We start from the raw sequence: 22,373 nt of genomic DNA on the forward strand, positions 1-22,373 counted from the left end.
CATGGCACACGACGACGACTCGCAGGCTCTTGACAGGGCCTACCAGCCCTCTCCGGGGCTGGGTGTCGCAGTCAGCGATCCCGTGCAGAACCCCGGGCTTCCGCCGCATCGCGAGCGGATGACCGATAAGGACCCGCGCGCTGAGAAGGCCGCTGTCCGCACTGTCTACACGCTGTTCTACCTCTCGCTCGCGGGAAGCATCTGGGCGGTTGCCGCTTACATGCTGTTCCCGATCGAGAGCGGCGCGCTCATCGACATCCGGCAGAACAACCTCTTCATCGGTCTCGGGATCGCTCTCGCGCTCCTGGCCCTCGGAATCGGTGCGATCCACTGGTCCAAGGCGCTCATGTCCGACAAGGAGTTCATCGAGCACCGTCATCCCACGCGCGGCAAGGACTCGACGCGCGAAGCTGCGATCAAGGCCTTCTCCGACGCGAACGAGGAATCGGGCTTCGGGCGCCGCTCCATGATCCGCAACTCGATGTTCGCTGCGATCGTCGCCTCGATCATCCCCGGAGTCGCACTGTTCCGTGGCCTCGCACCGCACTCCACGCCTGACGACCCCATCGCCGGTGACCCGGTCGCACTCCTCAAGCACACGATGTGGGAAGAGGGCAGCCGCCTCGTCCGCGACCCCGACGGCACCCCGATCCGCGCTGCGGACGTGACCCTCGGATCCGCGTTCCACGTGATCCCCGAAGAGCTCGCCACGCTCAGTCACCACGACGGCTACCTCGAGGAGAAGGCGAAGGCCATCGTGCTCATGATGCGCCTGCGTCCCGAGCAGCTGATCGAAGCTGAGGACCGCAAGGACTGGTCGTACGACGGCATCGTCGCCTACTCCAAGGTCTGCACGCACGTCGGCTGCCCCGTGGCCCTCTACGAGCAGCAGACCCATCACCTCCTGTGCCCGTGCCACCAGTCGCAGTTCGACGTCACGGACCACGCCAAGGTCATCTTCGGCCCTGCGGCACGTCCGCTGCCGCAGCTGCCCATCACCGTCGATGACGAGGGCTACCTGGTCGCACGCAGCGACTTCAAGGAACCCGTCGGCCCGAGCTTCTGGGAGCGCCATTGAGCACCGCAACGCTGTCCAAAGACGACAACGACACCAAGGCGCCCCTCGGCGGTCGCTTCGTCGGTGCCGCGTCGAACTACATCGATGAGCGCACCAGCATCTCCGGTTTCGTCAAGGAACTCGGACGGAAGATCTTCCCCGACCACTGGTCGTTCATGCTCGGCGAGATCGCGCTGTGGAGCTTCGTCGTCGTGTTCCTCTCCGGAACCTTCCTGACGTTCTTCTTCGACGCGTCGATGGTCGAGACCCACTACACCGGCGCCTACGCCCCGATGCGCGGGATCGAGATGTCGGCGGCTCTCGAGTCTTCGCTGCACATCTCCTTCGATCTGCGAGGCGGCCTCCTGGTCCGTCAGATCCACCACTGGGCCGCTCTGGTGTTCATCGCCGGAATCGGCGTGCACATGCTCCGCGTGTTCTTCACCGGCGCATTCCGCAAGCCGCGCGAGCTCAACTGGGTCATCGGTTTCGTCCTGTTCATCCTCGCGATGGCAGAGGGCTTCACCGGCTACTCGCTCCCCGACGACCTGCTCTCGGGTAACGGCCTCCGCATCATCGACGGCATGATCAAGGGTCTCCCCCTGATCGGCACGTGGACCTCGTTCCTCCTGTTCGGTGGCGAGTTCCCGGGAACCGACATCGTCGGACGTCTGTACACCCTGCACATCCTGTTGCTCCCGATGCTGGTCATCGCGCTGATCGTCGTGCACCTGATGCTGATGATCGTCAACAAGCACACGCAGTTCGCGGGCCCCGGCCGCACGAACGACAACGTCGTGGGCTACCCGATGATGCCGGTGTACATGTCGAAGATGGGCGGCTACCTGTTCATCGTGTTCGGCACCATCGTGCTGATCGCGACGTTCTTCCAGATCAACCCGATCTGGAACTACGGCCCCTACGACCCCTCGCCCGTCTCCGCCGGCACTCAGCCCGACTGGTACATCGGGTTCGCCGACGGCGCGCTACGCCTGGCTCCGTCGAACTGGGACATCGTGTTCCTCAACCACACGTGGTCGTTCGGGATCATCGCCCCGGTCCTGGTGCTCGGTCTGTTCATCGTGATCGTCGCGATCTATCCCTTCCTCGAGGCGTGGGTCACCGGAGACAAGCGCGAGCACCACATCGCTCAGCGTCCCCGCAACGCGGCGACGCGTACGGCGATCGGTGCCGCCGGCGTCATCTTCTACGCGGTCCTGTGGGCAGCGGCCTCGTCCGACCTCATCGCGACGCACTTCATGCTCACGATGGAAGGCGTGATCCACACGCTGCAGGCGCTCCTGTTCCTCGGCCCGATCCTCGGATACTTCGTCACCAAGCGCATCTGCATCGCGCTGCAGAAGAAGGATCGTGAGATCGTCCTGCACGGATACGAGTCCGGACGCATCGTCCGCCTCCCCGGTGGTGAGTTCATCGAGGTGCACCAGCCCGTCGACAAGTACGACCGCTGGAAGCTCATCGACGTCGACAGCTACGAGCCCCTCGTGGTTCGCCCGAACGCCAAGGGCCGCATCCCGTGGACGGAAAACCTCCGTTCCTCGATCTCCCGCTGGTTCTTCGAGGACCGTATCGCTCCCCTCACGCAGGCCGAGGTCGAGGCAGCCGACGCCCATCAGCATCACGTCACGGCTCACAACGAAGAGACCGAGGCCGCAGAGATCCAGGGCGCCCACGAGCGCGCCGGCTTCCCTGACGCCCCGCTCACCGTCGATGAGACGCACGTCGACGAGACGCCGAACACCCCCAGCACGGTGATCGCCACCGAGCCGGTGAAGAAGCCTCGGAAGAAGAAGTCGGAGGAAGGCGAGTAGTCGTCACTCCCCCATCGAAGAAGGCCCCGCTCACACGAACGGGGCCTTCTTCGTCACCTGCCCGATGAAAGGATCGAACCATGTCATCCGTCGTCCGCCTGATCCGTGCCGACAACCTCGCGGAAACCCCCTACGCCTACGCTGCCACCGCACCGGCCGGATCCCGCCTCATCTTCCTCGCCGGCGCGTGCCCGCTCAACGATGACGGCTCGACCGCTGCGCCCGGAGACTACGCGGCCCAGGCGGCACGCTGCGTCGAGACGCTCAAGGGCGCACTGCTCGTGGCGGGAGCCGACCTGACCGACGTGATCAGCACGCGCGTGCTCGTGGCGTCCACGTCGCAAGCAGACCTCGTCACGGCGTGGGATGTGGTCCATGCCGCGTTCGGCGCGCACGATGTGCCCAGCACCCTGCTGGGCGTGACGGTCCTCGGCTATGACGACCAGCTCGTGGAGATCGAGGCGATCGCCGCCGTCGCCGACGAGTGATCATGGAGGTCTTGATCCGCGAGGCACGTCCCAACGACGACGCAGCCACGGAGCGCATCGAGATCGCCGCGGATACCCTGCTCGTCGAGAGGTTCGGTGCCGTCGATTGGCCGCCGCCCACGCCCCCGCACGAGCGTGCCACGGCGCCAGGGTTCGTACTCGTGGCCGAGCACGACGGCGATGAGACCTCGTCGTCGGACCTCATCGGCTTCGCGCATGTTCTGGAAATCGAGGGAGGCACCCACCTCGAGCAGCTCTCGGTGCTTCCGGAGTTCGGGCGACGCGGTATCGGACGCCGACTGCTGGCGGCTGCGATGGCGGAGGCCCGACGCCGTGGCAGCTCGAGGATGACGCTTCGCACCTATGCGGATGTCCCCTGGAATGCGCCGTTCTACGCGTCCTGCGGTTTCGCCGTGACGACGCCGGACACCCCTCTGCTGCGCAGCCTGGTCCAGGTCGAGGAGGAGCTCGGTCTCCTGCGCCACGGGCCCCGCGTGCAGATGACTGTACGCCTCTGACCGCGGCGGCGATATCGCTGACCGTTTTCGCACGCCGATCGGCAGGAACACGAAGGACCCCGGGGAGCTCGGCGAAATAGGCTGGGCACATGATCGACCGTGCCGACTACTACGCCGCCAAACTCGCTTACGAGACCGACGCCAGCGATGTCCATGCCGCCCGTCAGGCTCATACCGACATCGTCGTGATCGATGTACGGTCCGAAGAGGCATGGGCACAGGGGCGCGTGGCCGGTGCCATCCATATGCACTACAGCGAGATCGCGGCGAGAGCACCGCGTGAGATATCCCCCGACGCCGAGGTCGTGGTGTACTGCTGGAGCCCCGGCTGCAACGCCGGTGCCAAGGGCGCACTCGAGTTCTCCCGACTGGGCTACAACGTGCGTGAGATGATCGGCGGCTTCGAATACTGGGTGCGCGAAGGCTATCCGGTCGAAGACGCCGACGGGACGCACCGACGTCCGGTCGACCCACTGACCGGGATTGCACGCATCCGAACCCGCGCCTGATCGCCTCGCACTGAACATGAAGAAGCCCCCGGACGGATCCGGGGGCTTCTCACGTCAGTCGCGTCAGCGAGCGAAGTTGCCGCGGTAGTACTCGTACACCCAGCCGACGATCGCGACGACGAAGATCGCGAGGCCGATCGGGAGCAGGAAGTGCCCCACAGCCAGGCCGACGACGAAGACTCCCGCAGAAGCGGCGAGCACGATCGGCCACCAGGACCACGGGCTGAACTCGCCGAGCTCGGGGTCACCGTCGTCGATGTCCGCAGTGAGGATGTCTTCGGGGAGCTCACCGCTCTGCGCCTTGTGCGTGCGGTCCAGGTAGAACGCGATCATCGCGGCCATGAACGCCGAGAAGAACAGAGCGACCGTACCGACCCACTCGATCCGCATGGCGAAGTTGTCCGCCGGCGTGGCCAGGATGTGCCAGCCGGTGTAGATGACACCGACGAGGGCGAAGAACGCCGTCAGGATCCACCAGAGAATGACATTGTCGCGCATGACTTAGTGGGCCTCTCGCTCGCCGGGTGCCGTGGTCGCGAACTCGGCGGCCTCCGGGTGGTTCAGGTCGAACGCAGGACGCTCGCTGCGAATGCGCGGGATCGACGTGAAGTTGTGACGCGGCGGCGGGCAGGACGTCGCCCATTCGAGCGAAGCGCCGTAGCCCCACGGGTCGTTGACCGTGACCTTCGGTGCCTTGCGAGCCGTGATCCAGACGTTCAGGAAGAACGGAAGCATCGAAGCGCCGAGGATGATCGCACCGATCGTCGACACCTGGTTCTGCCAGGTCCAGCCGTCGGCGGCCGAGTAGTCCGCGTAGCGACGGACCATTCCGTCGACACCCAGCCAGTGCTGGATGAGGAACGTCATGTGGAAACCGATGAAGAGCAACCAGAAGTGCACGTAGCCGAGACGCTCGTTGAGCATGCGCCCGGTCCACTTGGGCCACCAGAAGTAGAAGCCGGCGAACATGGCGAACACGACCGTGCCGAACACCACGTAGTGGAAGTGCGCGACGACGAAGTAGGAGTCGGAGAGCGCGAAGTCCAGCGGCGGGGCTGCCAGGATCACACCGGTCAGACCACCGAAGACGAACGAGACCAGGAACCCGAGGGCGAACACCATCGGCGTCTCGAAGGTCACGGACCCTCGCCAGAGCGTTCCGATCCAGTTGAAGATCTTCACGCCGGTCGGCACCGCGATCAGCATCGTCATCAGAGCGAAGAACGGCAGCAGGACCGAGCCGGTGACGTACATGTGGTGAGCCCACACCGCCACCGAGAGCGCGGCGATCGCGATCGTGGCGTAGACGAGCGTCTTGTACCCGAAGATCGGCTTGCGGCTGAAGACCGGGAAGATCTCCGACACGATGCCGAAGAACGGCAGGGCGATGATGTAGACCTCAGGGTGTCCGAAGAACCAGAACAGGTGCTGCCAGAGCAGGACACCACCGTTGGCCGGGTCGTAGATGTGGGCGCCGAGGATACGGTCCGCGGCTGCGGCGAAGATGGCCGCAGCGAGGACCGGGAACGCCATCAGGATCAGGAGGCTCGTGATGAGCGTGTTCCACGAGAAGATCGGCATGCGCCACATCGTCATGCCGGGAGCACGCATCGTGATGATCGTGGTGATGAAGTTGACGGCACCGAGGATCGTTCCGAAACCGGAGATTCCCAGTCCCACCATCCACAGGTTCCCACCGGCACCCGGCGAGAAGGACGCGCCGGCGAGCGGCTGATAGGCGAACCATCCGAAGGAGGCCGCGCCCTGCGGCGTGAGGAAGCCCGCGACCGCGATGGTCGAGCCGAAGAGGAAGAGCCAGAAGGCGAAGGCGTTCAGACGCGGGAAGGCGACGTCGGGCGCACCGATCTGCAGCGGAAGGATCGCGTTGGCGAAACCTGCGAACAGCGGCGTCGCGAACATCAGCAGCATGATCGTGCCGTGCATCGTGAACAGCTGGTTGTACTGCTCCTTCGTCGGGATGATCTGCATTCCCGGCGCGAACAGCTCAGCACGGATGACGAGGGCCATCACACCGCCGAGGAGGAAGAACATCACCGAGGCGATCAGGTACATGTACCCGATGGTCTTGTGGTCGGTGGACGTGATCCACTTGACGACGATGTTGCCCTTCTGCTCCACGCGCGAGGAGCTCATGAGAGCGGCCTGGCGGGCGGGCAGACTGGTGGGACGAGATCTGGGAGCCTCGTCGGTACGGGGAGCTTCAGTGGTCGACATGGCTTACTCCCCTCCTTCCTCGGTGTCGGTCGTCGGGGTCGTTCCCGGGAAGTTCGAGAGACGGTCGTAGGCGTCGGTGATGTCGCCCGTGTTGCCCTTCTCTTCGAGCGTCTGGAGGTAGGCCTCGTAATCGTCCTCGGAGACGACCTTCACGTTGAAGAGCATCATCGAGTGGTATTCACCGCAGAGCTCGGCGCACTTGCCGGCGTACTCGCCCTCGCGGGTCGGGATGAAGGACCACGAGTTGTCCTTCCCGATGTACATGTCCTTCTTGTAGAGGAAGTCGATGATCCAGAAGGAGTGGATGACGTCACGCGACTGAAGGTTGATCGTGACCTTCTTGTCGACGGGCAGCACCAGCGTGGGCAGCTGCGCCTGGTCGATGTTGCCGTCCTTGTCGGGCTGAGCCTGGATGCCCATCGTCCAGACGGCGTCGGAGTTGTCCTCCTCGTCGCCGTCGTACTGGAAGTCCCACGCCCACTGCTTGGCGATCGCGGTGATCTCGACGTCGGGTTCGTCCCACTTGGCTTCGATCGCGGTCTGGTCGCGAGCCGTGAAGAAGAACATGCCCAGCACGAGGATGAGCGGCACGATCGTGTAGAAGATCTCGATCGGCATGTTGTAGCGCATCTGCACCGGCAGGCCGGTCTGGCCCTTGCGACGGCGGTACGCGATCGCAGCCCAGGCCATCAGGCCCCAGGTGATGATTCCGACGGCGAGGAGCACGATCCACGAGTTCACCCAGAGCGATGAGACGCGCTCGGTCTGATTGGTGGCTGCGGGGCCACCCTCCACGAAGCCCGGAAGAAAGCCGTTCAGCTCGGTGGGAGAGCATCCCGCCAGGGCCAAGGCTGCCGCAACTCCCACAGGGAGGGCGGCCCAACGAAGGCTGCGTTTCGAGGGCACGATGCACCTTTCAGATCGCGAACAGAGCACACCCAAGTCTAGGGCAACCTCACACCTGATTCATGCCATCCACGCAGGTTGCCGGATGCAGAACGGCCGCCGTCACCGATCGGTGACAGCGGCCGTGGTCCGCGAAGCGAGGATCAGTGGAAGCTGTCGCCGCACGCGCAGCTACCCGCTGCGTTGGGGTTGTCGATCGTGAAGCCCTGCTCGGAGATCGTGTCCTTGAAGTCGATCGCCGCACCATCGAGGTACGGGACGCTCATATTGTCGATGATCACCTCGACGCCGTCGAAGTCGACGGTCTCATCGCCTTCGAGGTAGCGCTCGTCGAAGTACAGCTGATAGATCAGGCCCGAGCAGCCACCGGGCTGCACGGCGACGCGGAGGCGCAGATCGTCGCGCCCCTCCTGTTCGAGGAGGTTCTTGACCTTCGTGGCGGCAGCGTCGGTCAGGGTGACGCCGTGTGCGCGGGTGGTCTCTGGGGAGAGGGTGGTGTCGCTCATGTCGCTCCTTGTGACGGGCCGCAGGTGCACGGCTTCTCGGACGATTCTACCGCCGCACACGCTGTGAGGCTCAGAGTTCGGTGGCATTCATCCGAGCCAGGAGCAGAGCCTCGCTCGCGACGGCACGGCGGAACGTGTCCAGGTGCAGCGACTCGTTCGGGCTGTGGGCCCGCGAGTGGGGGTCTTCGACACCGGTCACCAGGATCTGCGCGGCGGGAAATTCCCGCACCAGATCCGCGATGAAGGGGATGGATCCGCCCACGCCGAGGTCGACCGGAGCGACTCCGTAGCCATCGCGCATCGCGTCACGGGTCAACGCCACGGCCCACCCGCCCGTGTCGACCAGGAAGCCGTCGCCGAGATCGACGTCGGAGAACGTGAGCTCCGCACCGAACGGTGCATGGGCGCGGAGGTGGGCTTCGAGGGCCTCGTAGGCTTCCTGCCCCGTTTGGCCCGGTGCGACACGAGCACTGATCACCACGGTGACCTCGGGAAGGAGCGTGTTGGAAGCTGCGGCGACGGTCGTGGAGTCGATACCGATGACGGTGACCGCGGGCTTGTTCCAGATCCGGCTGAGGATCGTCCCGTTGCCGATCGGCGTGGTGGCGGGAAGCAGTCCGGCCTCATCCCGCAGCGTCGCCTCGGTGTAGTCCGGAGTGGCCGCATCGCGCGCGGTCATTCCCTCGACCGCGACCGCCCCGTCCTCATCCCAGAGCGTCGCGAGCAGCGTGACGGTGGCCATCATCGCGTCGGGCACCGCACCGCCGAACATCCCCGAGTGCGACGCGTGGTCGAGTGTGCGCACACGCAGCGTGAAGCGCGCGTTGCCGCGCAGCGAGACCGTGAGTCCCGGCGTCACGGAGTCCCAGTTGCCGGAGTCCGCCACGACGATCGCGTCTGCGCGCAGAGCCTCCTTGTTGTCGGAGAGGAACTGCGCGAAGGAGCGGGAACCGTACTCCTCCTCCCCCTCGATGAACATCGCGATACCCAGGTCGAGATCGTCCCCGAGGACCTCGCTGACCGCCCGGATCGACGCGATGTGCGCCATGACCCCCGCTTTGTCGTCCGCCGCACCACGCCCGTAGAGACGTCCGTCCCGCACCGTCGGCTCGAACGGCGGCGTCTCCCACAGGGCGTCGTCCCCTGGAGGCTGCACGTCGTGGTGCGCGTAGAGGAGGATCGTCGGCTTCCCGTTCCGCGCCGCACGGGTGGCGAGGACCGCCGGCTGCCCCTGCTCGTCGGTGCCGGGGATCGCTGCGCGCAGCACACGGACCTCATCGAAGACACCGGTGTCCTCGGCCAGTGACGCGACAGCGGCCGCGCTGCGCTCCAGTTGCGTCTGATCGAACGCCGGCCATGCCATCCCGGGGATCCGCACGAGGTGTCCGAGATCCGACAGCGCAGCAGGGATTCCGGTGGCCACGGCTTCGAGAACGGCGGCATCGGGCTCAGGGGGAAGAACAGGAGGGGTCATGCGAGTAATCTTAAGGTGATCCCCCGCCAGCGAACCGAGGAACTCCGTGTCCACTAACCCCGCCTCCCCTTCGACGAACGACGACGCCTCCGAGACGACTGCCGTCGGCAAGGGGCGCGCGACGCCGACCCGCGCGGAGCAGGAGGCAGCACGTCGCCGCCCCCTGGTCGCCAACACCAAAGAGGCGAAGGCGGCTGCCAAAGCCGAGCTCAACGAGCGTCGCGCTCGCGCCCAGGCCGGCATGGCCGCCGGCGAGGAGAAGTACCTCCCGGTCCGCGACAAGGGCCCGCAGCGCCGCTGGGTGCGCGACTACGTGGACGCGGGGTGGCACCCGGCCGAGTTCGTGATGGGCGTCATGGTGCTGGTCATCCTCGCCTCGCTCCTGCCGACGAACATGATGATCTCGTTCTACGCCTACATCGTCATGATGGGGTATCTCGTGATCGCGATCGGCGGCATGGTGCTGCTCGGGATGCGGGTCAAGCGGAAGGCCGCAGCGAAGTTCGGCAAGGAGCGCCTCGAGCGCGGCCTCGGCTGGTACGCCGCGATGCGCGCGCTGCAGATGCGCTTCATGCGACTGCCGAAGCCGCAGGTCAAGCGCGGCCAGTACCCCGACTGACCAGCCCCCTGTTGATCTCGCGGCCCCAGAACGGACCGCGGTACAGGAATCCCGTGTAACCCTGCACGAGAGTGGCACCGGCCTGCAGACGCTCCTGCACATCGGCCGGAGTCTCGACTCCACCGACCGCGATCACGCAGAACTCTGCCGGTACGGCGTCACGCACGATCCGGAGCACTTCGAGCGAGCGCTTCTTCAGCGGCGCCCCCGACAGTCCGCCCGCGCCCGCGGCTTCGATCGACGCCGCGTCCGTGAGCAGTCCGTCTCGACTGATCGTGGTGTTGTGCGCGATGATTCCGGCGAGCCCCTCGGCCACGGCCAACTCCGCGATGGCGGTGATCTCGTCATCCGGAAGATCCGGAGCGATCTTGACGAGCAGCGGCGTGGACCCCGATGCTTCCTTGACCGCCCGGAGCAACGGTGCCAGCGTCTCCACTGCCTGCAGCCCGCGCAGTCCCGGGGTGTTCGGCGAGGACACGTTCACCGCGAGGTAGTCGGCCAGCGGGGCGAGGCGGGTTGCCGAGGCCACGTAGTCGGCGGTCGCATCTTCGACGTCCACGATGCGGCTCTTGCCGATGTTGACGCCGATCACCATGTCCGGTGCGCCACGGCGCAGTCGAGCGAGGCGACGGGCGACCGCATCAGCGCCGTCGTTGTTGAAGCCCATCCGGTTGACGACGGCGCGGTCCGCCAACAGACGGAACAGACGCGGCTTGGGATTCCCCTCCTGCGGGATCGCCGTCACGGTACCGATCTCCACGTGGCCGAACCCGAGTGCCGCCAGTCCGCGGACACCGACGGCGTTCTTGTCGAAACCGGCCGCGATGCCGAAGGGCGACGGGAAGCTGAGTCCGAGTGCGTCGACGCGCAAGGACGGATCCGGCGCGGTCAGGGCACGGGTCGCCCAGGAGAACGGCGGCACTCCGAGGACGCGGATCACCGCCATGCCGGCGTGATGGGTGAACTCGGGATCGAAGCGCGAGAGGACAGCGCGGAAGAGCAGCGGATACATCCCTGCCAGATTACCGCTCCTCGGCCTCCTGCTTCGTGTGGTCGGCGCGGAGGTCGGTGATCGCCGCCTCGAAATCCTCGAGCGAGTCGAACGCCTGGTAGACGCTGGCGAAGCGGAGGAATGCGACCTCATCGAGATCACGCAGCGGACCGAGGATGGCCAGACCGATCTCGTTCGTGTCGAGCTGCGACACCCCCGTCTGGCGAACAGCCTCCTCCACGCGCTGCGCGAGGATGGCGAGATCGGCCTCGGTCACCGGCCGCCCCTGACACGCCTTGCGCACGCCGGAGATGACCTTCTCCCGGCTGAAAGGCTCCATCACGCCGGAACGCTTGATGACGTTGAGGCTCGCCGTCTCGGTGGTCGTGAAACGACCCCCGCACTCCGGGCACTGACGACGCCGCCTGATCGAGAGCCCGTCGTCACTCGTGCGGGAATCGATGACGCGGGAGTCGGGATGACGGCAGAAGGGGCAGTGCATCTGACCGATCCTACGCGGTGAAGCGCGCCTCGATCGCCTCACCGTGCGCCGGCAGCGCCTCGGACTCGGCGAGTGCGACGACCCCCGCTCGGACAGCGGCCAGTGCGGCCCTGTCGTAGGAGATCACCTGCTGAGGACGCAGGAACGTGTACGCGCCGAGTCCCGGTGCATACCGCGCCTGACCGCCGGTCGGGAGCACGTGGTTGCTCCCCGCCATGTAGTCCCCCAGGCTCACCGGCGTCTGGTCTCCGACGAAGACCGCTCCGGCGCTCGTGAAGGCCGACGCGGCGCTCTCGGCATCGGCGAGGTGGAGTTCGAGGTGCTCGGGCGCGTAGGCGTTGCTGAACGCGGTCGCCATGGCGCGATCGTCGACGAGGACGATCGCCGACTGCGGTCCTCCCAAGGACGCGGCGACACGCTCGCTGTGACGGGTGAGGACGGAGATCCGCTCGACTTCGGTGGCGACGCGTGCAGCGAGCTCCGCGGCGTCCGTGACCAGTACCGCGGATGCCTGTTCGTCGTGCTCCGCCTGGCTCACGAGGTCGGCGGCGATGAGGCGCGGATCGGCATCGGCATCGGCGACGACCAGGATCTCGGTCGCGCCGGCCTCCGAGTCCGTCCCGACGACGCCGGCGACCGCGCGCTTGGCGGAGGCGACGTAGTTGTTGCCTGGCCCGGAAACGACGTCGACGGGGTCGAGCCCGAGCGAGGCGACACCGTGCGCGAACGCGCCGATCGCCCCCGCTCCGCCCATCGCATAGACCTCGGTCACGCCCAGCAGGGCAGCCGCGGCGAGGATCGTCGGGTGGATTCGCCCTCCCTGGTCCGCCTGCGGCGGCGATGCCAATGCGATCTGCTCCACACCTGCCACCTGAGCCGGCACGACGTTCATGATCACGCTGGACGGGTAGACCGCTTTCCCACCGGGGATGTACACACCCACGCGGTGGACGGGCTGCCAGCGCTGCGTGATGACGGCGCCGTCGCCGATGCGGGTGACCTGCGAAGCCGGCACCTGGGCTGCGGAGGCCAGTCGCACGCGGCGGATCGCCTCCTCGAGAGCGGTACGCACTTCGGGGGCGAGGTCGGCCAGCGCCTCGTCGATGTGCGCGGCAGGAACCCGGACGGAGTGTCCGGCGACCCGGTCGAAGCGTTCCGCCTGCTCACGGAGAGCGGCCTCACCGCGGTCGCGGACGTCGTCGACGAGGCGGGCGGCGGTGTCGAGCGCCTCGGCACGCGCCTGTGTGGCTCGCGGTACGGCGGCGAGCATGTCAGCGGGCGAGAGCTCGCGCCCCCGCAGATCGATCGTGCGCATTTCAGCCTTTCGTGATGTCGGAGATGTCGTGGAGGTAGCCGATCCGCCCGTCGTCATGTCGCACGACGTAGGCACCTCCACGGTCTTCGATCACGAGCGCCCAGGCATTCGGGCCGATGCGGAACAACGCGTCGCCGCGCTCGTCGTGGACGTCACGCTCAGAGGGCGCGAGGATCCAGAACGGCTGCGCGACCGGAGTCGACTCGCGCGGATTCGTCGCATCGAGGTCCGCGTCTGCGAAACCCTCCACGATCGGAGCTTCCGTGTCGTCGGGGACGACAGCTGTCTCGTATGTCGCAGCGGTCTCGAGGAGGGACTCGATGCTCCCGGTGTCCGAGACGATCTCGGGCTCCTGCCCCCGAGAACGCCGAGAGTACGTGGGCACGTACTCCTCGTCGTCCGTGCCGGGCACGGTGCCGATGTCACCACCGGACGCGTGTGCCGTGAGGGGCACCTGCGCGGCGAGGTCGGCGCGCTCGACCTCGTCCGTGGCCTGGCTCCCGGAATCCCGGCTGTCGGCGTCTGGGACCGGAGGAAGCGCGGAGGCATCCACGCTCACATCCGTCCGGTCGCCGTCGGTGGCGGCCTGCGGCTCGGGCTCCGTGACGACCGGTTCGGGTCGCGGTCGCGCGATGACGGGGCGAACCGGGTTGGCGTTGCGGTGGGCGAGGGTGACCAGACGTCCGTGGAAGTCCTCTTTCAGCCCCGGGATGAGTGGAGCGAACACCGTGAGCACGACCAGAGCCAGAGCGGCGACGGCCATCACCACGCCGCTCCACGGAAGCGACCAGAACCCGGTGGCGATCAGCCCGGAGATCGTGAGCCACACGTTCCCGGCCCAGACGACGGCTGCGACCGAGAAGGCCACAGAGGCGAACTGGTCGATGCCGAGCGACCCTACGCGACGGATACCGTCCGGCGAGAAACGACGGAGCACGAGCAGGAACACGGCGACCGTGGGGAGACCCACCGGAAGGATCCACTGGATTCCGACGCCCCAGAGCGAGGCGCCCCCGGCCAGCGGGAAGAACGACACGACGAAGGAGACCAGCCACACGCTGACGATGAGCAGCTCACGGAGGGTGAATCCGAGGATCCCGTACTCCGGAGTCACCTCGTCGTCGTAGAGGACACCGTCGTCATCGCTGAAGTCCGCATCTTCGACACCCGGCTCAGGGAGTTCCGTGCTCATGCGTGGTCCTTTCGTCACCGTGCTCGACGGGGGGATTCGTCGTGCTGCCGACGGCTCATGATCCTACCCGCTCACCCCAGACAGGTGGGTCCGAGAAGGGACTTGAGGTCACCGAAGAGGTCTGCCGAGACCTTCACCGGCATGGGCACCTCGAAGACCTTCGCAGTGCCGCCTCGGTGCACGCGGAGCAGAACCTCCGTGTCGCCGTTGTGCCGACGCAGGACCTCGGCGAGCTCACCCATCACCCGCTCGGTGGCACGTTGCTCCGCCAAGACCAACGACAGTGGCCCTGCGGCGTCGAACGAGCCGATGTCGGGCGCGAACGCGGACTGCGCATGCAGGTTGAGGCCGTCATCACGACGGGACACGCGCCCGCGCACGGCGAGGATCGCGTCCTGTTGCAAGGTGTGCTGGAACTCGGTGTACGTCTTGCCCATGAACATCACGGTGACCTCGCCGTTGAAGTCCTCGACCGTGATCATGCCGTACGGATTACCGCTCGCCTTGGCCACGCGGTGCTGCACGCTGGTCACGAGGCCCGCCACGGTCACCTGATCGCCGTCCTGCAGGTCTTCGGAGTTGTTGAGGTCATGGATCGAGATCGACGCATGCTTCGCGAGCGGCACCTCGAGCCCGGCCAGCGGGTGATCGGAGACGTACAGGCCGAGCATCTCCCGCTCGAAGGCGAGCTTGTCCTTCTTGACCCACTCGGGGCGGGCCGGCACCTTGGCCGGAGCGGCCTCTTCCATGCCGTCGTAGAGACTGTCGAAGTCGAACCCGATCGCGCCCTGTGCCTCGTTGCGCTTGCGGTCGACGGCTGCCTCGACCGCGTCTTCGTGCACTTCCATGAGCGCTCGGCGGGTGTCGCCCATCGAATCGAAGGCGCCGGCCTTGATCAGGGACTCCACGGTGCGCTTGTTCGAGACATGCAGCGGCACGGTGTCGAGGAAGTGGTGGAACGAGGTGAACCGCTCCCCCTTGCGCGCCTGCACGATCCCTTCGACGACGTTGCTGCCGACGTTGCGCACAGCGCCGAGGCCGAAGCGGATGTCGTCTCCGACGGCCGCGAAGAAGTTGATCGAGTCCGAGACGTCGGGCGGAAGGACTTTGATCCCCATGCGACGGCACTCGTTCAGGTACAGGGCCATCTTGTCCTTGGAGTCGCCCACGCTGGTGAGCAACGCCGCCATGTACTCGGCGGGATAGTGCGCCTTGAGGTATGCGGTCCAGTACGACACGAGTCCGTACGCCGCGGAGTGGGCCTTGTTGAAGGCGTAGTCCGAGAAGGGCAGCAGGATGTCCCACAGCGCCTTGATCGCGTCCTCGCCGAAGCCGCGCTCCTTCATCCCGCCCGCGAAGCCCTCGTACTGCTTGTCGAGCTCCGACTTCTTCTTCTTGCCCATCGCGCGACGGAGGATGTCTGCTTGTCCGAGGCTGAAGCCGGCGACGGCCTGAGCGATGGCCATGACCTGCTCCTGGTAGATGATGAGTCCGTACGACTCCTCCAGGATCTCCGCGAGCGGCGCTTCGAGCTCGGGATGGATGGGGGTGATCTCCTGCACCCCGTTCTTGCGCAGTGCGTAGTTGGTGTGCGAGTTCGCGCCCATCGGGCCCGGGCGATACAGGGCGATGAGGGCCGAGATGTCACCGAAGTTGTCCGGCTTCATCAGGCGCATCAGCGAACGCAGCGGCGGACTGTCGAGTTGGAAGACGCCCAGGGTGTCTCCGCGCGCGAGCAGCTGATACACACCCGGGTCGTCGAGACCGAGGTGCTCGAGGTCGAGTTCTTCGCCCCGGTTCGTCCGGATGTTGTCGAGCGCATCGGAGATGATCGTGAGGTTGCGCAGCCCGAGGAAGTCCATCTTGATCAGCCCGAGCGACTCGCACGACGGGTAGTCGAACTGCGTGACGATCTGGCCGTCCTGCTCGCGCCTCATGATCGGGATGATGTCGAGCAGCGGATCGGACGACATGATCACGCCGGCGGCGTGGACGCCCCACTGACGCTTCAGCCCTTCGAGACCGAGAGCGCGGTCGAAGACGGTCTTGGCCTCCGGGTCGGTCTCGATCAGCGTGCGGAACTCGCTCGCTTCCTTGTACCGGGGGTGCGCCGAGTCGAACATGCCGTCCAGGGGCATGTCCTTGCCCATCACGGGCGGCGGCATCGCCTTCGTGAGGCGCTCCCCCATGCTGAAGGGGAACCCGAGGACGCGCCCCGCGTCCTTCAGCGCCTGCTTCGACTTGATCGTGCCGTAGGTGACGATCTGGGCGACGCGCTCGGATCCGTACTTCTCGGTGACGTATTCGATGACCTCGCCGCGGCGACGATCATCGAAGTCGACGTCGAAGTCGGGCATCGAGACACGGTCGGGGTTGAGGAAGCGCTCGAAGATCAGACCGTGCTCGAGCGGGTCGAGGTCGGTGATCCGCATCGCGTAGGCGACCATCGACCCGGCACCCGAACCACGGCCGGGACCGACACGGATGCCGTTGTCTTTGGCCCAGTTGATGAAGTCCGCGACGACGAGGAAGTAGCCGGGGAAGCCCATCTGCAGGATGATGCCGGTCTCGTACTCGGCCTGCTTGCGCACCTTGTCGGGGATGCCACCGGGGTACCGGTAGTGCAGGCCCGCCTCGACCTCCTTGATGAGCCAGCTGTCCTCGGTCTCACCGTCGGGGACCGGGAAGCGCGGCATGTAGTTCGCCGAGGTGTCGAACTCGACCTCGCAGCGCTCGGCGATCAGGAGCGTGTTGTCGCAGGCCTCGGGGTGATCGCGGAACAGCTGCCGCATCTCGGCGGCGGTCTTGATGTAGTAGCCGTCGCCGTCGAACTTGAACCGGTTCGGATCGTCCATGGTGGAACCCGACTGCACGCACAGCAGAGCCTCGTGAGCGTCGGCCTCGTGCTGGTGCGTGTAGTGCGAGTCGTTGGTCGCGACGAGCGGGATGTTGAGGTCTTTCGCGAGGCGGAGCAGGTCGGTCATCACCCGTCGCTCGATGGAGAGACCGTGGTCCATGATCTCGGCGAAGTAGTTCTCCTTGCCGAAGATGTCCTGGAACTCTGCAGCCGCCGCGCGTGCCGCGTCGTACTGCCCCAGCCGCAGTCGCGTCTGGATCTCGCCGGAGGGGCATCCTGTGGTCGCGATGATGCCCTTGCCGTAGGTCTGGAGCAGCTCGCGGTCCATGCGGGGCTTGAAGTAGTAACCCTCCATGCTCGACCGGGAGCTGATCCGGAAAAGGTTGTGCATGCCCGCGGTGCTCTGGCTCCACATCGTCATGTGGGTGTACGCGCCCGAGCCGGAGACGTCGTCGCTCTTCTGGTCCGGTGAGCCCCACTGCACGCGCGTCTTGTCGCTGCGGTGCGTGCCCGGGGTCATGTATGCCTCGAGCCCGATGATGGGCTTGATACCCGCGTTCCGCGCCGCGTTGTAGAACTCGAATGCCGCGAAGGTGTTGCCGTGATCGGTCACCGCGATGGCCGGCATCCCGTATTCGGCGGCTGCCTGGGTCATCGCATTGATCTTCGCCGCACCGTCCAGCATGGAGTACTCGCTGTGCACGTGCAGGTGGACGAAGGAGTCGGATGCCATGCCTTCGAGTCTAGGGCGGAGCCCCGACACCGGAGGTCGGCGCCGGGGCTCCGTCGAGGTTCCCTCACGGCAGTGAATCGACGACGCCTAACTCCGAAAGTCATGTAGGAATTGGGACGTCAGCCTCTCGCTCTGTCTGTGGTCACGCTTTCTTCGACGATCTCTGTGCCGTCCCCAGGTCGAGCCTCATCAGCACCCGCGGGAACCCGTCGAGCACGGAACCCGTATCCGCGGCCTTCACGAATCCTGCACTCTCGAAGAGCGCTCGCGTGCCGACGTACGCCATCGTCAGATTCACCTTCTCGCCCCCGTTGTCGACCGGATATCCCTCGATGGCGGGCGCGCCGCGCTCCGTCGCATATGCGACAGCACCGTCGATCAGCGCATGGGAGATGCCCTGCTTCCGGTACCCGGGGCGTACCCGGAAACACCACAGCGACCAGACGTCGAGGTCATCGATCTGCGGGATGAGCCGATTGCGGGCGAAGCTCGTCTCGCGCCGCGGATGCAGTGCCGCCCAGCCGACAGGCTCGTCGTCGAGATAGGCGATCACGCCGGGGGGAGGGTCCTCCTGGCACAGCTCGCGCACCCGGTCGGCGCGGGCCGGGCCCTTGAGCACAAGGTTCTCCTTGTTGCCGATGCGATAGCTCAGGCAGAAGCACACGTTCGACGTCGGCTTCTTCGGCCCGACGAGGGTTGCGACGTCGTCGAACACGGTTGCAGGACGAACCTCGATGCTCATGCGCTCAGTGTCGCGCACCACACCGACATCGGGCCGGCGCAGCGCCGACTATTCGCCGCGCAGGACGTCCAACGCGTGGCGGAAGTCTGCCGGATAGGGCGACTCGAACTGCACCCAGTCCCCCGTCGCCGGGTGCGCGAACGCGAGCTGATGTGCGTGCAGCCACTGACGTGTGAGCCCGAGCCGGGTTGACATCGTGGGGTCGGCGCCGTACAGCGGATCGCCGACGCACGGATGCCGATGAGCAGCCATGTGCACGCGGATCTGATGCGTGCGCCCCGTCTCGAGATGGATCTCGAGGAGCGAAGCGCCCGGAAAAGCTTCGAGCGTCTCGTAGTGGGTCACCGAGGGCTTCCCGTCGGGAACGACGGCGAACTTCCAGGAGTGGTTCGGATGGCGCCCGATGGGCGCGTCGATCGTTCCCGCCAGCGGATCAGGATGCCCCTGCACGACCGCGTGATAGACCTTCTCGACCGTACGGTCCTTGAACGCCTGCTTCAGCGTCGTGTACGCCTGCTCGGACTTCGCCACGACCATGAGACCGCTCGTGCCGACGTCCAGCCGGTGCACGATCCCCTGACGCTCGGCGGCACCGCTCGTCGCGACGCGGAATCCGGCGGCCTCGAGTGCGCCGACGACGGTGGGGCCCTCCCACCCGACGGACGGATGCGCGGCCACGCCCGTGGGCTTGTCGACCACGATGATGTCGTCGTCGTCGTACACGACCCCGAGCCCGGGAACCGCGATCGGAATGACTCGCGGCGCCTCCTTCGGCGCCCAATCGACTTCGAGCCAGCCACCACCGCGCAAGCGGTCAGACTTGTCGAGCGTCACGCCGTCCAGACGGACTCCGCCGGCCGCGGCGACATCCGCAGCGAAGGTGCGGGAGAAACCCATCAGCTTCGCGAGCGCGGCATCCACCCGCGTGCCGTCCAGGCCGTCAGGAACCGGCAGAGATCGGGACTCCACGTCAGCGGCCTTCCGATGCGGGAGCCGCATCCTCCGAAGGTGCGTCATCGTCGCCCGCGTCCACCTCGTCCGCGTCCGTCTCTGTCGCCGCCTCGGCGGCGATCGCCGCAGCTTCTGCCTCTTCCTCGGTCTCGACCACCGCGTGATCGCGCTCGCGCGTACCGTCGAAGCGCAGGCCGAAGACCACGAGCAGGGCCACCGAGATCATGCCGGTGACGATGAAGATGTCCGCGACGTTGAAGATGGCCGGCATCATCCACGGCATCGAGATCATGTCGACGACATGTCCCACCGGGAACCCGGGCTCCCGGAACAGTCGATCGGTGAGGTTGCCGAGCACGCCGCCGAGCAGGCAGCCGAGGACCACTGCCCACAGCCGGGACTTGAGCCCGAACGCCTTCCAGATGATGATCGACGCGACGACCGCGAGGGCGATCGTGAAGATCCAGGTGACCTCGGAACCGAGCGAGAACGCCGCGCCGGGGTTGCGGACGTAGTACAGCTGAAGGAACTCACCGAGAACCGGGACCGGTACCTGCAGCGGCAGGTTCTCGATCGTGAGGTACTTCACAAACTGATCGGCGGCCAGTACGAGCGCTGCGAGGATCGCAACGATCGCACCGGCCGCCGACCGACGAAGGGGACGACGTCCTGACAAGAGGGCGCCTTACAGACCGATCGCGGAGACCGGCGTGGAGTCCGTGGACGCCGACTTCTCGTCGAGCTCGCGGAGCTGGCCTTCGATGTATCCGCGCAGCTGCGAGCGGTAGTCGCGCTCGAAGTTGCGGAGTTCGGTGATGCGAGCCTCGAGCGTGTTGCGCTCGCGCTCCAGGCGTGCCGACTCCTCGCGCTGCTTGGCCTCGGCCTCCGTGCGGATCCGGGCAACCTCGGTCTCGGCCTCGGCGATGAGCGCGTTGCGCTTCGCCTCACCCTCGGCGACGTGCTCGTCGTGCAGACGCTGTGCGAGCTCGATGATGCCGGCGGTCGCGGTCGCGGAACCGGTCGGAGCAGGCTCTGCGGGAACCTCGGCCACGGGAGCCGGAGTCTCGGGCGCCGCAGGTGCCGCGGCCGGAGCGGCGGCCTCGGGGGCCTCGCCGGACTCGTAAGCGGCCAGCTTGGCCTTCAGCTCGACGTTCTCTTCGAGAGCCTTGCGCCACTCGATGACGATCTCGTCGAGGAAGTCGTCGACCTCATCCGGGTCGAAGCCGTCCTTGAAGCGGACGTGCTGGAACTGCTTGGTGACGACGTCATCCGGGGTAAGTGCCATGAGTGGCTCCTCTTTCGATGAGTACGAATGCCAGTATCGATGTATGGCGTGGTCGTGATGTGGCGCGAACCCGGGGCGCGCACCTGGGTGCCAGCATAGCCCCCGCGCCTCAGCGCCGCGATGTCACGACACCCAGAGAACACGAAGTCCGCGTGGCCGATCCGGGCGGATCGCCGGAAGTTCAGCGGATGAACAGCCGCACGATGTTCATCAGGACCAGCACGATCAACAGGGTGAGCGTGAACCCGAAATCGAGCGACAGGGAACCGATCCGCAAAGGCGGGATGAGCCGCCGGAAGAACCGGATGGGCGGATCCGTGACCGTGTAGACAGCCTCAGCGGCGACCAGACCGAACCCCTTGGGACGCCACTCCCGATTGAAGAGGGGGATGTAGTCCAGGATGAGGCGTGCGAAGAGCACGAAGATGTAGAGCAGCAGCACCAGATGAACGATGCTCGCTGCGACGGAGACCAACTCCACGAGCTACGACTGGTCGAAGCCCGCAGACTCAGCGTCTGCGTGCGCGATGCCCCCGTGGCCCGAAACGGCGATGTTCTCCGGCGAGAGCAGGAACACCTTCGAGGTGACCCGCTCGATGCGGCCGTACAGGCCGAGGGAGAGTCCGCTCGCGAAGTCGATGAGACGGCGCGCGTCGGCATCGCTCATCTGGGAGAGGTTGATGATGACCGGGACGCCCTCGCGGAAGCTCTCCGCGATCAGCTGAGCGTCGCGGTACTGCTTGGGGTGGACGGTGAGGATCTCGTTCACGGCTCCTGCAGAGGGCTGGCGGACGGCGACGGGACGACGGAGGGGCGTGACGGGAGCCGGAGCCGGCTCTTCGCGCTCGCGGTCGCGCTCGCGGTGAGCGCGCGCAGGAGCCTGCGCCTCCTCCTCGTAGACTTCTTCCTCGTCGGCGAGGCCGAGATACACCATGGTCTTCTTCAGCGGGTTACCCATCGTGTCCTCCGGTTCGAACGTTTGGGGCTGGTCTTTTCACAGGTTAACCCCGGTCGGGCCGGGGGCCGGTGATTGCGGAGCCGATCCGCAGGTGTGTCGCGCCGGCGTCGATCGCCTCCACGAAGTCGCCGGTCATCCCGGCGGAGATCCACGATGCGGAGGGCTGAACGGCGCGGACGCCCTCAGCGACGGCACGCAAGCGCGCGAATGCAGCGCCGGGTTCCTCATCCAGTGGCGCGACCGCCATGACGCCCCGCAGACGGAGCGATGGCAGCGCCAGCACATGCTCGGCGAGTGCGACGGCATCAGCGGGTGCCACTCCCCCTCGACCAGGATCGTCGGTGAGGTTGACCTGTACGAGCACGTCGAGGAGGCCATCGTCCTGGGCCGCGCGGTCCAGCGCGTCGGCGAATCGGCCTCGGTCGACGGAATGCACGACGTCGGCGCTGCGCCGGATGGCCGCGGCCTTGTTCGTCTGCCCCTGACCGATGAAGTGCCAGGTCAGGTCGAGGGCTGCGAGTTCCGCCTGCTTCGCCGACAGTTCCTGTTGCCGGTTCTCTCCCACGTCGCGCACGCCGAGCGCGCGCAGTTCACGGACCAGAGACGCCGGATGGAACTTCGTCACGACGATGCGGGTGAGCTCCGCCGGATCCCGCCCCGCGGCGCGCGCGGCGACGGCGATGCGCTCGTCGATCGCCGTCAG

23 protein-coding genes are annotated in these 22,373 nt (G+C 66.4%); 6 read left to right on the forward strand and 17 right to left on the reverse strand.

The genetic code is table 11. The features are described 5' to 3' along the window. Window position 1 precedes the first annotated feature (1 nt). The 5 genes from qcrA to L978_RS14745 all read left to right on the forward strand — a co-directional run bounded on the left by qcrA (window position 2) and on the right by L978_RS14745 (window position 4,404). Window positions 2-1,078 (forward strand): cytochrome bc1 complex Rieske iron-sulfur subunit, encoded by a 1,077-nt coding sequence (gene qcrA, locus L978_RS14725; protein ID WP_047524048.1) that lies wholly within the window; start codon window positions 2-4, stop codon window positions 1,076-1,078. Continuing rightward, on the forward strand, window positions 1,075-2,889 hold the full coding sequence (gene qcrB / locus L978_RS14730) for a cytochrome bc1 complex cytochrome b subunit (RefSeq protein WP_047524049.1): 1,815 nt from the start codon (window positions 1,075-1,077) through the stop codon (window positions 2,887-2,889). Before qcrA ends, qcrB begins: the two co-directional genes overlap by 4 nt. An 80-nt stretch (window positions 2,890-2,969) precedes the next feature. Then, complete coding sequence (locus L978_RS14735; protein WP_047524050.1) at window positions 2,970-3,377, forward strand: RidA family protein; 408 nt, start codon at window positions 2,970-2,972, stop codon at window positions 3,375-3,377. Between the two features lie 2 nt (window positions 3,378-3,379). Next, a complete protein-coding gene (locus L978_RS14740) occupies window positions 3,380-3,895 on the forward strand; it encodes a GNAT family N-acetyltransferase (RefSeq protein ID WP_047524051.1) in 516 nt (171 codons plus the stop codon). 89 nt (window positions 3,896-3,984) lie between these two features. Then, window positions 3,985-4,404, forward strand: coding sequence for a rhodanese-like domain-containing protein (locus L978_RS14745; RefSeq protein ID WP_047524052.1), 420 nt, complete (start codon window positions 3,985-3,987; stop codon window positions 4,402-4,404). A 63-nt stretch (window positions 4,405-4,467) separates the two neighbouring features. On the opposite strand, the gene L978_RS14750 is transcribed toward L978_RS14745, so the two are convergent. The 5 genes from L978_RS14750 to L978_RS14770 form a co-directional block, all read right to left on the reverse strand. Next, the gene (locus L978_RS14750; protein WP_047524053.1) at window positions 4,468-4,902 is read right to left on the reverse strand and encodes a cytochrome c oxidase subunit 4; all 435 of its coding nucleotides are present in this window, start codon (window positions 4,900-4,902) and stop codon (window positions 4,468-4,470) included. A gap of 3 nt (window positions 4,903-4,905) precedes the next feature. Continuing rightward, a complete protein-coding gene (gene ctaD, locus L978_RS14755; protein ID WP_047524054.1) occupies window positions 4,906-6,639 on the reverse strand; it encodes an aa3-type cytochrome oxidase subunit I in 1,734 nt (577 codons plus the stop codon). Window positions 6,640-6,642: 3 nt separating this feature from the next. Continuing rightward, complete coding sequence (gene ctaC, locus L978_RS14760; protein WP_047524055.1) at window positions 6,643-7,545, reverse strand: aa3-type cytochrome oxidase subunit II; 903 nt, start codon at window positions 7,543-7,545, stop codon at window positions 6,643-6,645. Window positions 7,546-7,688: 143 nt separating this feature from the next. Further along, a complete protein-coding gene (erpA, locus tag L978_RS14765; protein ID WP_017830247.1) occupies window positions 7,689-8,051 on the reverse strand; it encodes an iron-sulfur cluster insertion protein ErpA in 363 nt (120 codons plus the stop codon). Between the two features lie 70 nt (window positions 8,052-8,121). Next, window positions 8,122-9,525, reverse strand: a complete 1,404-nt coding sequence (locus tag L978_RS14770; RefSeq protein WP_047524056.1) for a dipeptidase — start codon at window positions 9,523-9,525, stop codon at window positions 8,122-8,124. Between the two features lie 46 nt (window positions 9,526-9,571). Here L978_RS14770 and L978_RS14775 point away from each other — a divergent pair, with 46 nt between their 5' ends. Beyond that, on the forward strand, window positions 9,572-10,144 hold the full coding sequence (locus L978_RS14775; protein ID WP_047524057.1) for a DUF3043 domain-containing protein: 573 nt from the start codon (window positions 9,572-9,574) through the stop codon (window positions 10,142-10,144). Here the strand turns inward: L978_RS14775 and L978_RS14780 are convergent. The 12 genes from L978_RS14780 to L978_RS14835 form a co-directional block, all read right to left on the reverse strand. Next, window positions 10,119-11,156, reverse strand: a complete 1,038-nt coding sequence (locus L978_RS14780; protein ID WP_047524058.1) for a quinone-dependent dihydroorotate dehydrogenase — start codon at window positions 11,154-11,156, stop codon at window positions 10,119-10,121. The genes L978_RS14775 and L978_RS14780 overlap by 26 nt on opposite strands. Before the next feature lie 10 nt (window positions 11,157-11,166). Continuing rightward, on the reverse strand, window positions 11,167-11,637 hold the full coding sequence (gene nrdR, locus L978_RS14785) for a transcriptional regulator NrdR (protein WP_047524059.1): 471 nt from the start codon (window positions 11,635-11,637) through the stop codon (window positions 11,167-11,169). A 10-nt stretch (window positions 11,638-11,647) separates the two neighbouring features. Then, window positions 11,648-12,952 carry a histidinol dehydrogenase gene (hisD, locus tag L978_RS14790; RefSeq protein WP_047524060.1) on the reverse strand — a complete coding sequence of 435 codons (1,305 nt, stop codon included), beginning with the start codon at window positions 12,950-12,952 and terminating at the stop codon, window positions 11,648-11,650. 1 nt (window position 12,953) lies between these two features. Next, window positions 12,954-14,144, reverse strand: a complete 1,191-nt coding sequence (locus L978_RS14795) for a hypothetical protein (RefSeq protein WP_047524061.1) — start codon at window positions 14,142-14,144, stop codon at window positions 12,954-12,956. A 71-nt stretch (window positions 14,145-14,215) separates the two neighbouring features. Then, a complete protein-coding gene (dnaE, locus tag L978_RS14800; protein ID WP_047524062.1) occupies window positions 14,216-17,734 on the reverse strand; it encodes a DNA polymerase III subunit alpha in 3,519 nt (1,172 codons plus the stop codon). 142 nt (window positions 17,735-17,876) lie between these two features. After that, window positions 17,877-18,476: a GNAT family N-acetyltransferase gene (locus L978_RS14805; RefSeq protein WP_047524073.1), complete on the reverse strand. Its 600-nt coding sequence runs from the start codon at window positions 18,474-18,476 to the stop codon at window positions 17,877-17,879. Between the two features lie 48 nt (window positions 18,477-18,524). Next, the gene (locus tag L978_RS14810) at window positions 18,525-19,445 is read right to left on the reverse strand and encodes an RluA family pseudouridine synthase (RefSeq protein WP_047524074.1); all 921 of its coding nucleotides are present in this window, start codon (window positions 19,443-19,445) and stop codon (window positions 18,525-18,527) included. A 1-nt stretch (window position 19,446) separates the two neighbouring features. Further along, complete coding sequence (gene lspA / locus L978_RS14815; protein WP_081997080.1) at window positions 19,447-20,103, reverse strand: signal peptidase II; 657 nt, start codon at window positions 20,101-20,103, stop codon at window positions 19,447-19,449. Between the two features lie 9 nt (window positions 20,104-20,112). Continuing rightward, window positions 20,113-20,712: a DivIVA domain-containing protein gene (locus L978_RS14820; protein ID WP_047524063.1), complete on the reverse strand. Its 600-nt coding sequence runs from the start codon at window positions 20,710-20,712 to the stop codon at window positions 20,113-20,115. 181 nt (window positions 20,713-20,893) lie between these two features. Next, entirely contained in the window at window positions 20,894-21,193 is a 300-nt protein-coding gene (locus L978_RS14825; RefSeq protein WP_047524064.1) for a YggT family protein, read from the reverse strand. A gap of 3 nt (window positions 21,194-21,196) precedes the next feature. Beyond that, the gene (locus tag L978_RS14830) at window positions 21,197-21,670 is read right to left on the reverse strand and encodes a cell division protein SepF (RefSeq protein WP_047524065.1); all 474 of its coding nucleotides are present in this window, start codon (window positions 21,668-21,670) and stop codon (window positions 21,197-21,199) included. A 43-nt stretch (window positions 21,671-21,713) separates the two neighbouring features. Then, window positions 21,714-22,373, reverse strand: a 660-nt coding sequence (locus L978_RS14835) for a YggS family pyridoxal phosphate-dependent enzyme (protein WP_331437073.1), incomplete at its 5' end; no start/stop codon positions are given.

Origin of the sequence: Microbacterium sp. ZOR0019 (assembly GCF_000800925.1) — a bacterium.
In the GTDB taxonomy this organism is placed as follows: Bacteria; Actinomycetota; Actinomycetes; order Actinomycetales; family Microbacteriaceae; genus Microbacterium; species Microbacterium aurugineum.